At 46.9% G+C, this 13786-nt stretch carries 6 protein-coding genes; 5 read left to right on the top strand and 1 reads right to left on the bottom strand.

From position 1 onward, the window contains the following. Positions 1–214: 214 nt before the first annotated feature. From AC0KUT_RS14030 to AC0KUT_RS14010, 5 genes are all read left to right on the top strand, one after another. The gene (locus tag AC0KUT_RS14030; protein ID WP_488830865.1) at positions 215–1834 is read left to right on the top strand and encodes a DUF6351 family protein; all 1620 of its coding nucleotides are present in this window, start codon (positions 215–217) and stop codon (positions 1832–1834) included. 146 nt (positions 1835–1980) lie between these two features. After that, positions 1981–3348: an MFS transporter gene (locus tag AC0KUT_RS14025; RefSeq protein WP_488830863.1), complete on the top strand. Its 1368-nt coding sequence runs from the start codon at positions 1981–1983 to the stop codon at positions 3346–3348. Positions 3349–3517: 169 nt separating this feature from the next. Beyond that, positions 3518–4486, top strand: a complete 969-nt coding sequence (locus AC0KUT_RS14020) for a glycoside hydrolase family 43 protein (RefSeq protein ID WP_488830861.1) — start codon at positions 3518–3520, stop codon at positions 4484–4486. A gap of 467 nt (positions 4487–4953) precedes the next feature. Beyond that, positions 4954–8385, top strand: coding sequence for a LamG-like jellyroll fold domain-containing protein (locus tag AC0KUT_RS14015; protein WP_488830859.1), 3432 nt, complete (start codon positions 4954–4956; stop codon positions 8383–8385). Positions 8386–8487: 102 nt separating this feature from the next. After that, positions 8488–11262 (top strand): TonB-dependent receptor, encoded by a 2775-nt coding sequence (locus tag AC0KUT_RS14010; protein WP_488830857.1) that lies wholly within the window; start codon positions 8488–8490, stop codon positions 11260–11262. A 491-nt stretch (positions 11263–11753) separates the two neighbouring features. On the opposite strand, the gene AC0KUT_RS14005 is transcribed toward AC0KUT_RS14010, so the two are convergent. Beyond that, a complete protein-coding gene (locus AC0KUT_RS14005; protein ID WP_488830856.1) occupies positions 11754–13385 on the bottom strand; it encodes a sodium:solute symporter in 1632 nt (543 codons plus the stop codon). Positions 13386–13786 lie beyond the last annotated feature (401 nt).

The raw sequence follows: 13786 nt of genomic DNA, 5'->3' as shown, positions 1-13786 counted from the left end.
AGTCGTAAAAATTTCGTTCATCACAGGGAATGTGATGCCTGAATTGCAATATGAACAATATGCCTCTGTTGCGCCAAGTTGAATTGGCTTAATAATCCATCCAGTTTTTGTTAAAAAAGCACTATTCCATAACCAGTTTTTCAATAAAATTATTTGCCAATAAAGTGTTCGCCAATAAAGTGTTTACCAAAAAAATAACGACAGAGAAGTTGCTATGGATTTCATAAAAAAATTATTGGGTGTTGTGAGTTTAAGCTGCCTTGCAGTTTCCTGTTCCAATTTGGACACAGCAGCATCGACATCGGCGTCAAAGGAGAAAATTGCTTGCAGTAACGTCTTGAGTTTTAAGTCTGCAGAGCACAATGTCGTTATCAAAAGTGCACGCCTGGTTCCTGCTGGCCCGGTGCCTTCGGTTCCTTATCAGCGACCCTATGCGGGGACACTTGCCAGCTATTGCCAAATAGATGGCGTGATGGATGAGCGCAGTGGCGTTGCGGGTAAATCCTATGCCATTGGATTTTCTATTGCCTTGCCCCAGAACTGGAATGGTCGCCTGATGATGCAGGGCGGCGGTGGACTTAATGGTGTAATAGCCGCGCCTTTGGGTACCAGTGCCGCTGGCGACATCACAGGGTTGCAGCGCGGTTTTGCGGTAGTGACCACAGATACTGGGCACCAAAGTGATCAGGGTTTTGATGCGAGCTTTTTTAACGATCAAGAAGCGGCGCTGAATTTTTTATATCAAGCCATTGGTAAGGTTGCGCTGACGGCGAAGCAAATAGTTGCGCAACACTACGGCCGCGCTATTGAGCACTCTTATTTTATGGGTTGTTCCACTGGCGGGCGTGAAGCCATGCTGATGTCCCAGCGCTATCCGCGTTTGTTTGACGGTATAGTGGCTGGAGCACCTGCCATGCGTACCAGTTTTTCCAATCTGGCGGACAAATGGGTTGCTGTGTCATTGAATCAGGCTGCACCTAAGGATGCGCAGGGCAAACCAATTTCTGAACGCGCACTTTCGGCACAGGATAAGTCGGTAGTGATTAGAGGCTTGTTGCAGGCTTGCGATGCAGAGGATGGGGTAGTGGACAAGATGATCGCCAATCCATCCGGTTGTCACTTTGATCCTATGACGCTGGTTTGCGCAGGTAAAAAGACCGATGGCTGCATTAGTCGCGCACAGGCGGCAGCGATCAAACAGGGTTTTGCGGGCCCAAAAAATTCGCGCGGTGTACAAATTTATCCCGGCTTTTGGTTTGACACAGGTATTGCCGATTCTCAAGGAATTCCCGGCTTGTTAAATCCTGGTTTTCATCCGGTAAACGGGCCAGTACAAACAACCACAATGGATATAGATGACGAAGCCATGCAGGCGGCAACGGCGAACGCTTTTGTGGGGGATACGGCTTATTGGACCCTGTTAAATACGTTCTCCAGCAATGGCGGCAAGCTAATTTTTTATCACGGAGTGAGCGATCCCTGGTTCTCTGCGCAGGAGACTGCACGTTATTACGATCAGCTGGTTAAGGATAATGGCGGTGCGGCAGAGGTCGCAAAGTGGAGCCGCTTGTTCCTGGTGCCGGGCATGGGCCATTGCGGTGGTGGCTCAGCCACGCTGGATCGCTTTGATATGATCGACCCCATAGTCGGCTGGGTTGAAAACAATAAAGTGCCGGAGCAAGTAAGGGTTACGGGGGATGCTTTTCCCAAACGCAGTCGTCCACTCTGTCCTTACCCCAGTTACGCGCATTATCGCGGCACAGGTGACTCTGAAAAGGCTGAAAATTTTGACTGCAAGGCAGCTGAGCCCGTTAATGCACTGAGGCAGAAATAGACGCTAAAAGCAGCGCGCGGTTTGGAACTTTTTAAATTTAAGGAAGCGGCAATTACTCTTTGGTGTATTGCCGCTTTTTTTAACGCCATTATTTGTCTATTAGATAAAGCGTGGCTCTGAGTAAAAAATTACGAGGAAAAATAATAATGCAAGCACACCCAGCTACAGCAAACGATAAGATGTCGATCATGGAAAAAATCGGATTCGGCGCCGGCGATATGGCGTTGAATGTGGTTATCTCCTCCATGATGTTGATCATCACGTTTTATTACACTGATATCTTTGGTTTAACTCCCATGGATATGGGCATACTTTTTTTTACCGTAAAAATCGTTGGCGCTATATCTGATTTGGTGATGGGGCAGATCACCGATAAATTTACGTTTTTGCAGGGCCGCTATCGACCCTGGCTACTCTGGTTGGCAATTCCCTATGCGGTTAGTGTGTTCTTTGTATTCACTACGCCCAATTGGGCCTACGATGCCAAATTAATTTGGGCCTATTCCACCTACATTATGATGACGCTGATTACCTCGGGTGTTGGCATTCCCTATATTTCTTTGCCTAGTGCGCTCACCAGCGACCCCAAAGAAAAACTGTCGGCTAACGGCTACCGTTTATTTCTCGCCAAAATCGGTGCTTTTATGGTGGCGATTGTGGTGCCGCTAGTGGCGGGCATGTGGGTCGATAAATCGGTGGGCTATCAAGTGGCGATGGCCATAATGTCGGTGATAGGCGCCGCCATGTTTTTGTTCTGCTATTTCAATACCACCGAGCGCGTGGTGCACGTGGTTGAACCGCAGCCGCTGCTCAGTCAGTTTTTGCAATTATTAAAAAATGATCAGTGGTTAATTTTGGTCGGCGTCTGTGTGACTGGGACTATCGGCTATGTAATTCGCGGTTCGGTTGCCATCTATTACGCTAAATATTATTTAGGTGGCGACGCAAAAACTGTATCAGCATTTTTATCCACCGGTGTAGCTGCCGCTATTTTAGCGATGATTGCCTCCACTTGGATTACCAAGTTCTACTGCAAAATTAATTTGTTTCGCTACACCCAATTAATGGTCGCTGGCTTGAGCGTGGCTATTTATGTGTTGGTGGGGCCACAAGATATGTTGTTGGCGTTTGTGTTGTATTTTTTATTATCGTTTGTGGTTGATCTGCATGCGCCAGTGTTTTGGTCCATTATTTCCGAGACGATTGATTACGGCCAAGTTAAAAATGGCAAGCGTGTCTCCGGTTTTGCCTATGGTGGAATATCCGTGGGCCAAAAGGCGGGTATGGGTATTGCCGGTTTGATGGTGGGTTCGCTGCTCACCTATTTTCAATATGTGCCCAATCAAGCGCAATCGGAAACCTCGATGATGGGTATTGCCTTAATGCTGTCGGTGATTCCCGGCTGCTTCCATGCGCTGATGGGCCTGTTGATGTTTAAGTATCGCATTAATGACAGCTATTACGGCGAACTGAAAAATACCATGCGTGAAAAAGGCTACATTGCGCAAAATTAAAGTAGGTTGGTGGTGAGCTTGCGAACCCCAACACGACCATCTTGCTGCACCGCCAAAAGCCAATTAAATATGCGCTCAGATTTACGGCGGTTGGTGCGACATGGCCATGTTGGGATTCGTTTCTCACCGTCAACCTACACGTAACATTTAGAAAAAGTGGAGATTTTTTGTGAGTGAATTGTTAAAACCTTTGATCCCCCAGCGCGCTGATCCGTTTATTTATAAACACAGCGACGGCTACTACTATTTTACCGCGTCGGTACCGGCCTACGACCGTATTGAATTGCGCCGTGCAAAAACCATTGCCGAGCTGGCGACAGCGCCAACGGTTGACGCCTGGTTTAAACCAGAAACTGGCCCCTATAGCGAGCTGCTCTGGGCGCCTGAGATTCACTTTAATAAAGATCCAGAGTCGGGTGAGTCGGCGTGGTATGTGTACTTTGCCGCAGCTCCCAGCCGAGAAATTAAATTCGATCTATTCCAGCATCGGATGTATTGCGTGCGCAATAAAAATGAAAACCCACTTGAGGGCGAGTGGGAATTTATGGGGCAAGTCGATAGCGGTATAGATACGTTTTGTTTAGATGCCACCACCTTCACTCATAACGGTGTCTTGTATTATTTGTGGGCGCAAAAAGATGTGAATGTTCACGGTAATTCCAATTTGTATATCGCCCCGATGAAAACACCGTGGCAATTGGCTGGTGCACCGGTAATGCTGACCAAGCCGGAATTTGAGTGGGAAATTCGCGGCTTTTGGGTGAACGAAGGTCCATCGGTATTAAAGCGCAATGGCAAGATTTTTATCAGCTACTCGGCCAGTGCCACGGATGAAAACTATGCAATGGGTTTGCTTTGGGCAGATGAAAACGCTGACCTGCTTAACCCTGTGTCATGGGTTAAATCGCAAGAGCCTGTGTTGTGCTCGGACCTTGAAAATAGAATTTACGGTCCTGGGCATAATAGTTTTACTTATGCTGAAGATGGCAACACGGTGATGCTGGTATATCACGCACGGACTTACACAGAAATTGAGGGAGACCCACTCTGGAATCCTGATCGTCACACCTTCGTAAAACCCCTCCGCTGGAATGCGCAGGGTATGCCAGTGTTTGGTAAGCCCTCAATGATTGACTAGTCAATTGATCCTGTCTAAACGCGAAGCGTAAAAACGCAGTCCCTAAGCTCGCTTATCAGCGGGCTTTTTTTTAAGTGACACCTTTGGGATAGGTGTTTTTGGCTCAGTCATAAACTGCTGATTTTTAATGCCCTTTTCATTGAGTTCACGCCGAACACGGGTTATTGAATGCCGTGCGCTATCTTCACTGTCATGGGTAGAACTTTGGTGGATGTCGACAATACTCAAGGTACTGGCGCACGTAGATTGAATACATAGCTTGCCGACGAATGGTGCAGAAATTGTTGTTTTGGGCTTTACTCCCCGATAACATTGTGACAACATAAATTATAGTAATATTGTATGATAAAATGTCAACAGTAAAGACTAAAGATCGAGCGCCCTTTTGCCTATGGCAGCGGTGCTTGGTTGTTTTTAAAACACCCAGTTTTTTAAATAAGAAATAACAACAGAGAGAGTACATTCATATGAAGCTATCCAATATAGCGCTCGTCATGGGCAGCCTGCTTATTTTAGGCGGCTGTGGTGGCGGCAGTGGCGGCGGTGATAAAACCTACGCAGCGGTTCCCGCGTCAGTCGAGCCAACCTATAGCAAACCGAGCATGTCCAACACTGTCCCCCTTGCCGGCAATGGCGCTGTGGCCTGGCAAGATATTGGTGTGCATGATCCATCAATCGTTAAAGCTGATGATGGCTATTATATTTTCGGATCGCATTTGGCTGCGGCTAAATCGACTGATTTAATTAACTGGGAATACATATCCGTACTTTCGGGTAATGGCTCGGTAGATGAGAGCCCTCTGTTTAATACCTACTCCACGCAAGCAGCTGAAGGCATTGCGTGGACCGATGGTTTTAAAGGTAACTGGGCAGCTGATGTTATCAAAGCACCCAACGGCAAATATTGGTTCTACTATAACCACTGCGCGCAAGTTGAAGCAGATAATGGTGGATGCTGGAATCGCTCTTACTTAGGTTTGGCGGAAGCCGATTCGGTGCAAGGTCCCTATGTAAACAAAGGTGTTTTCTTGCGCAGCGGCTATAGAAACGCCGACGAATTTATAGCGCACCCACTGGATAACGGCCAGACAACCTACAACGCCGCAATTGATCCCAATGCGATAGATCCTGCCGCGTTCTACGATAAAAACGGCAAGTTGTGGATGGTTTACGGTTCTTATTCGGGTGGTATTTATATTCTGGATATGGATGAAACAACGGGTAAGCCAGTAGTGGGTCAAGGCTATGGCACGCGTTTGTTAGGCGGCGATTACCGCGCTATTGAGGGTTCATTTGTTATCTATAGCCCAGTAGCAGATTACTACTATTTGTTTTATTCGGTAGCGGGCTTTGCGGCGAACGATGGTTACAATATTCGTATTGCGCGCTCCAAAGCGCCTCAAGGTCCTTACCTTGATCCAGAGGGCAATGATATTTCCAAAATTACCGGCACTCTTGAAGTGGGTGCTAAATTGTTGGGCGGTTTTGAGTTTACCCAAACCTTGGGCGAAGTGGGTCCGTCTTGGGGTTATCAATCACCCGGTCACAACTCAGCTTATTACGATGCCGCCACTGGCCGTCACTTGTTGGTGACGCACACGCGCTTCCCCCCATCGGCTACCGCCTATCCCACCAACCCCGAAGCACATGCTGTGCGCACCCATGAAATGTTTGTTAACAAAGAAGGCTGGTTAGTGGTATCACCCGAGCGCTTTGTTCCACTTACGGGCAGTAATTTGGTGGATCTTGCGCAGGTGCCAGGTCACTACAAGTTTGTAAATCAAGGCAAGGCCGTGAATAAAACGGCGATTAAATCGGGCTATATCACGCTCAATGAAAATCGCAGCGTAACCGGTAGTGAAAAGGGTTCGTGGATGTCACAAGGTGATGATTCCATCAAACTGGTATTGGATTCAGGCACTTATTTCGGTGTGCTCAAGTGGCAGTGGGATAATGGTCTGAAAGAATTGGTTCCCGTGTTTACCGCTATGGCGCGCGATGGTTCATCGGTATTTGGTAGTCGCACCGATACCATTGCCGGCACCATGGCTGCATTGAATACCGTTGCTGACGCACTGAATATCAAAACCGAATTAACCCTTGCCGATGAAGGCTACTCGCTACCGACTATTGGTAAAAGTGGCACTGTCATTAATTGGGTAAGCAGCAACGAATATTTTATCGACTCAAAAGGTAATGTATTTATTCCCACGCCTGATCTTGGCGACCAAAAGGTTGTCTTAACGGCGAATCTTTTGTTAGGTGGTCAAGCTACTTCAAAGACATTCAACATCACCATTAAAGCGCGCCCCGCGTTTAAAAATGCAGTGGCTCGTTATTCGTTTGATGGAGCCTTAACCGATAGCTTAGGCAATTTTGCCGTTGCGAATACAACGGACAACAACCTGTTGAACCTCAACCTTACGGCGCCTGCGTACACCGCTGGCTACGCAGGTCAGGCATTTAACTTCTTGGGTAATAATGGCGTAAGGCTGCCAGACAACATTATTAATTCTAGTCAGTACACGGTTTCTTTCTGGATGAAAGCGGATGCGCTCACTGCTTATACGCCTGCATTTTTTGCCACCAAAGCGACTGATCAGTGGATTAGTTTTATCCCCGATAGCGCTGCACATTTCACTACCACCGCGCTGTTGTGGAGCACCATTTTCCAAGCCGATACAACCTTGGATGATGATTGGAATCAAATCATACATAGCGCTAAAGCACCGCTAAATGCATGGCAACATGTGGCGATTACCTATGCCGATAAAACCATGAAGCTTTATGTTGATGGTGCACTTGTTGGTGCTATGCCGCGTCAGGATATTTTCAATGGCACCGGTGGTATGTTTGCTTTGGGCGTTAACTACGGTTGGGACTTACCCTTCGTAGGGCAAATTGATGAGTTCATTGTGTATGACTACGCCCTGAGCAGTTTGGATATCAATGGTGCGGCTATAAACAATTTAACCGATCCTGCGCAATTTGCTGGCTTTGTAAAAAATGCATTGGAGTTGGGCGATCTGTCTGCGGTACGTGAAGATTTTAGTTTAATTCGCGTCGGTCCATTTGTTTCAGGTATCAGCTGGACATCAAGTGACGAGCGCTACCTGAAGCCTACCAATGGTACCGCGGTTGTTACCCAGCCTACGGCCGATGAAGGCGATAAGACAATTACTTTGACCGCACACATTGCATATCAAAATTTTACCGACACCAAAGAGTTTCAAGTGACGGTTAAATCTTTAGCGCCAGCGGAGTACGCCTTTGAGGGCGATTTGACCGCCTTAAATGCAGTTGCAAATGCGGGCACCGTGACCGGTAATTTCCTGTGGAATACGGGCGGCGCGGTGAGTTATGTTGCAGGTGTTAAAGGGCAGGCGGTGAATTTGAATGGTTTATCGGGGGTTCGTTTACCTGACAACTTGATCACCACTAACAGCTATACCATTTCACTTTGGTTAAAGCCGACGGCATTTACTGATTACACCACAGCATTCTTTGGTGGCGCGAGCGCCAATGCGTGGCTAAGTTTGGTTCCGTCTATGACGGGTTCAAATAAAACCCGTCTGTGGGCCAACATGGGCGCCTTTTTCGATAATGCAGAACTAGGTAGTCGTATCCCCCTAAATAAATGGACGCACTTAGTCCTAATGGTGGACGGCGAAAAGAACAACACCATCAAAATGTACGTTGACGGCGCACTGCAACTTGAAGCTGCTGGATTCCCGCGTGTTATGACGGTTGCGGGTGAAACCAATGAGTTTGCGCTGGGCGTTAACTATTGGGATACCCCTTATAACGGTGCAATTGATGAGCTGAAAGTGTTCACGGGCACGATCAGTAACGAACGAATTAACTCTCTCTATCAAGAAGGATTAACAGCCAATCAATAAACAGACTATGGGGGGTGACACCTCCCTATCGTTGATTCTTTTTGGGTTGAGTTAATGCGCAGAGCATTAGCTCACACACTACTAAATATTGTGGAGTTAAATATGTTTAAGAAAACAGCATTAGTCAGCGCAATAGTTGCTGCAATGATGGCGCAAAGCAGCAGCGCGCAAGACGAACAAGTGGAAGAGCTTGTTGTTACGGGTATTCGCAGCAGCTTAACAAAAGCGCTCGATATCAAGCGTAACAATACGCAAATCGTAGATGCCATTGTCGCTGAAGATATTGGTAAGTTTCCGGATAACAACGTAGTAGAAGCCCTGCAGCGTGTAACGGGGGTGCAAACTACCGGTCGCGGCGGCGGTGAAGTGACGGGTATTTCGATCCGTGGTTTGACCGACGTAAATACCACGGTCAATGGTCGCGATGTGTTCACCGGTGTGGGTCGCGATGTCGCAATTTGGGATATCCCTGCAAGCTTGCTGAGCAGCGTTAATGTTTATAAGACGCGCTCTGCTGAACGCACCGAGCGTGGTATCGCGGGTTCTATCGACGTAAAAACTAACCGTCCGTTTATGTTTTCCGGTGAGAAAGTGGTGTTAGCGGGACGCGCTATTTATTCTGATCAGCCTGATGAAATTGATCCCAATTTTAGTGCGCTTTACAGCAATCGTTGGGATCTGGAAAGTGGCGGTGAATTCGGTGCCTTGGTCAATGTTGGCTACGCTGAAACTCATTTTCGCGATGACACTATGACTGCCGGTGCGGTGTTCCCTTACTTTTCTGAGTCGCCTGCATCTAATTATTCGCCATATAAAATGATTCCTAATACTTCAAGCGGCAATCAGGTTTGGCAGGCCGGTTTGGAAACAGGTATTCCTTACAGCGCGGGTTCAACCATGAACGTCGATGGTGAAACCGTTGACTATTTGTTGATGCGCGACGCGGTGTTTGGCACCTCTTTATCAGGTTTTCGTAAGCGCCCTGCGGCAAGTTTTTCTTTGCAATGGGCTCCGAATGATGAGTGGGAATTCCTCGCAGAAGGTTTCTATACCGGCTATCGCAATACCCAGCAAAATGCTATGTGGTTCACTAATACTCTTGAACATCAAAATGGCAACATCGTTATTCCTGTCGTTTATGAAGGGACCAATGTTGTTAAAGCGCACCAAGGGCGCGATAACGGCAGCTTCCAAAGTGGTGACTATTCTGATGGTAAAACGGATAGTTACCTCTATGCGTTGGGAGCCAAGTGGGAGCCAACGGATAAGTTGACGCTCAACTCCGAGTTGGTGGTACAAGACAGTAAATACACGACCAATTTCTTTGCGATGCGTTTTGATCGCACCGCCTATGGGTTGGATGTGGATTACAACAATCGTGACGGCGTGCCTTCAGTTGCGTTCTGGGATAACCCCGCAACGGCAGTTGATGAGTCTGATATCAGTGCGGTAGGCAATTGGAATGCAGGGACTATTTACGACAATGGTTCCACTAATGAAGGCAATTCGGTTGCTTACTCTATAGATGCCGATTGGGTCCTAGATGGTAGTTTTATCGAGAGTATTAAGGTCGGTGGTCGCTACCAAATTCGTGGCGCTGAAGTTCTTTCTCGCGACGACAATAAAGGTATTAAAGATACTGGCGTGAGTAAGTTAATGCAATTATTGAGTGCTGCCGGTGCTTCAGGTGATGGTTCAGGTTTGGTGTTTACGGCAACGGACTACTTTAGTGGTCGCGCCAATGTATTCGATAGTTTTATCACGGCTGATGGCTCTTACCTGCTGAAAAACCAAGATGCAGTGCGCAGTGTTTATGGTCTTGGTACTCCGGCTCTGGCTAAAAATTTCAGCGTTGATGAAAACGCCGCCGCGCTCTATGCCACCACTAAATTTCACCTCGGCGATAGTTTGAGCGGAGAGTTTGGTTTGCGTGCGGTGGATTATCAGCAGGACTTGGAGTTCTGGAAGAATGGAGTGCTCACGCCAGGTACCTCTTCAGTGAGTGAAGTGTTACCGAGTTTAGTGCTCAACTGGGATATTACTGAGGATGTGATAGGGCGCGTGGCCTATACCGAAACCTTGCGTATGCCTGAGTATGGTTCTCTGGACCCCAATCAAACTTGGCAAGACCCTTTAACCAGCACGCCTTATGGCACAGGCAGTGGTGGCAACCCAGAGCTGAGCCCTACTTATTCCAAAAACGTTGATATGTCATTGGAGTGGTATTTTGCAAAAAGCAGTTCGCTCTACGGTGCTGTCTTCAAGCGTGAAATCAACGGTTTGGTAATCGACGGGAAAAAGACTGTCATTCGTGAAGGCGACGATGGCGTCACTCGCCCCTATGTGCTGAATGCCTCGGTTAATGCGGCTGATGGTGAACTGAGCGGTGTGGAAATTGGTTTGGTTTACTTCCCAGACAACCTGCCAGCAATGTTGGATGGTTTGGGTGTGCAAGCCAGTTACACCATGCTCGATTCTGAGCAGCTGAATCCTGAGTTTGCTGTCGATGGCAGTATCAGTGGCTACAACAAATCGAAGATGAGTGGTGTGTCTGACTCATCCTACAGTTTGGTGTTGGCTTACGAGAAAGAAGACTTTGGTGCGCGTTTGTCTTACGTATGGCGTGATAAGTTTTTCCAAGGCAACGAAGCGTCTATCTTTGCTAACCCCATTCAATTTTGGAGTCGCCCTGAACAGGATCTGTCCTTCCAGCTTAGCTATGACGTGAGCGACGAGTTGGCGATTACTTTCGATGGGACCAATTTGTTGGATGATGTTTACCAAAACTACTACGGCGAAGGTAATCAAAACTTGTTTAACTTTGGTAATGCAATCTACTCTAAAACCTACGCGGTGGGCGTGCGCTATTCGTTCTAGTGGGTTGTTAGCTCGACATCATTGTCCCTAGCAGTGATGTAAGCGCTCTATAACATTGCTTAAAACATCGCGGGCTTAACCGCTTAATGTAGGTTGAGTTCTGCACTAAGTATTTATTGTTGTATTGACCTTTTGCTGGGCCTAGTGCCCAGCTTTTTTTTGAGCTGAAATTAACGGGGGCATTAAAGTATTTCATGCTAAAGCAGCGAGTTTAAATTTATCCACTAAATAGCTAGCATAAACCCAATAAGAGTATATAATAATATAAATAGCGGGGCGCACTAGCTAACCCCTAGCGCACCGCTGTTGTTGATGTATGTAGTTTTTATTGAAGCTTTACCCATTGTCGTTGGAAGGTGTTGTGTTTTAATCGCACCGCACAATTTTGCCGCTATTTATAGCGGCTTTTTTTTGCATCGAATTTCATGGGATAGTAACCAAAAAAAAGAGCCGGCCAGAGCTCTTTTTTTGGGGTTGAAGCAGCGATTAAATTACCAAAACAGCGTATAAATCGCCGCGGTAATCATCAAAATAACGAAGGTATGGATAATGTCCCACTTATCAATTCCCGCGCGAATTTCGGCGCGTTGTTCTGCGCTTATAGAGCCGTACGTTAGACCGCGTAACTGTTCCTCACTCGCGGGTTTGGTGACGAGGCTAAGCGCAATAACCAATACAAGAATAATGAGGAATAGCATTGAGCAGTAATAAAGCCAATTCATGGTGACAAGGCTCATGAGAAATCCGTCTGGATCGAGCTGATCTCTAAATATAGTAAGTACTAAGCGCATAATACCCAGCACGAAACCGCTGACTAAACCAATAAATCCTGCTGTAGGTGTAATGCGCTTAGAAAAGACTCCGAGTAAAAAGACGACTGCAATACCGGGTGCTATAAGCGCCTGTACGAGTTGTAAATATTCATAGAGAACGCCAGACACCCTTTGCATGACTGGAATCCACGCTACGCCTAAAATAACCACAACTATAGTCGCGGTACGCCCAACGGAAAGCAGCTTGGTTTCGCTTGCGTCAGGTTTAAATTTTTTGTAAAAGTCGATGGTGAAGAGTGTTGCAGATGAATTAAATAGCGATGCCAATGAACTCATTAATGCGGCAAGTAAGCCAGCGATGACTATTCCTTTAACTCCTGAAGGAAGCAGTTCAGTAACCAAGACTGCGAAGGCTTGGTCGGCGCTTTCGACATGAATTTTCCCTTGGGCATTGAGCGCAAAGGCAATCATTCCCGGGATTAGAAAAATAAATACCGGCAGCAATTTTAAGTAGCCTGCAAAAATAGTTCCGCGTCGCGCCGCTTGAATCCCCTTAGCGGAAAGTACGCGCTGCACAATATATTGATCTGTACACCAATACCAAAAACCAATAATAAAGGAGCCGAAAATAACGCCGGGCCAAGGAAAGTTGGCATCGTCGGCGGAGCGAATTAAGTGCATATTCTCGCCGTTAATACGCTCCAGCTCGGCAAAGCCGCCTACCTTGTCCAAGCCTACGACCAAAATAACCAAGGAACCAAAAATGAGCACCGGTGTTTGCAGTACCGAGGTCCACATAATCGCTTTCATTCCGCCCAGAACCGTGTAAACACCCGTGAAGAGCACCAGCCCCATGGCGGCAATCCAAAAGAAATCTATGCCCCAAAGGCTATCAATTCCTAATATGGTTTTTAATACTACGCCGCCTGCATAAACAGTAACCGACACCTTGGTTAGCACATAGCTCACCAGTGAAATAAACGATAAAAAAGTACGCGAGCGCGAAGAGTAACGACGTTCTAAATACTCCGGCATAGTGTAAATTTTACTACCCCAATAAAAAGGGGCGAACACCCAACCGAGCAACAAAATAATCCATGATTGCAATTCCCAGTGGGCCATTGCCATGCCCGATTGCATGCCCGCACCGGACAAGCCCACTAAGTGCTCTGAGCCTATATTGGAGGCAAATATTGAGGAGCCTATCACCAGCCAGCCCGCATTGCGGCCCGCGAGAAAATAGTCGGATGTACTCTTTTCTTTGCCTAGCATTGACCAGACCACTACAGCAACAAGCAGCAGCATAAAGCCCGCGAGTACCGCCCAGTCCAAGGAGGAGAACTGAATCATGATAAATACCTGTAATAAATTTATTTTGATTATGGTGTGCATCCCTTAATGGCTCGATGAGGCCTGCAAAAAAGGGAAGTGGTCAATAATACGAGAGTTATATTATTATTGTAAGATATTAATGATTGCGATTTATACAGATATTTGGATGCTCATGTGTAGCGCATGAATACCCCTATTTCATCGGGAAGCAAGGCTTTCCGGCCGTTTCATAAGGAAAATTCGAGCACCGTGCTACCTTTGGTAATGTTTTCTCCTTGGGATATTAAAAATATCCGCTAGTGGTTGACGTTACAGAGCCTAAAATACTAGTATTTAATTGTCTTACAATATGCCTATTTCGGTTGCCAACAGCGGCAGAAGTGGGCCGTCTTACACCCAGACAATAAATATAGAAAGTA

It is taken from the genome of Cellvibrio sp. 25HG11W-0 (assembly GCF_057815475.1).
Note: the sequence above shows the minus strand (reverse complement) of the source record. Positions and strands in the feature narration are given on the sequence as shown.

Excerpts from the sequence above, each read along its gene's own strand:
- AC0KUT_RS14030 (WP_488830865.1), top strand. The coding sequence starts at position 215 with ATGGATTTCATAAAAAAATTATTGGGTGTTGTGAGTTTAAGCTGCCTT.
- AC0KUT_RS14025 (WP_488830863.1), top strand. The coding sequence starts at position 1,981 with ATGCAAGCACACCCAGCTACAGCAAACGATAAGATGTCGATCATGGAA.
- AC0KUT_RS14015 (WP_488830859.1), top strand. The coding sequence starts at position 4,954 with ATGAAGCTATCCAATATAGCGCTCGTCATGGGCAGCCTGCTTATTTTA.
- AC0KUT_RS14010 (WP_488830857.1), top strand. The coding sequence starts at position 8,488 with ATGTTTAAGAAAACAGCATTAGTCAGCGCAATAGTTGCTGCAATGATG.
- AC0KUT_RS14005 (WP_488830856.1), bottom strand. The coding sequence starts at position 13,385 with ATGATTCAGTTCTCCTCCTTGGACTGGGCGGTACTCGCGGGCTTTATG.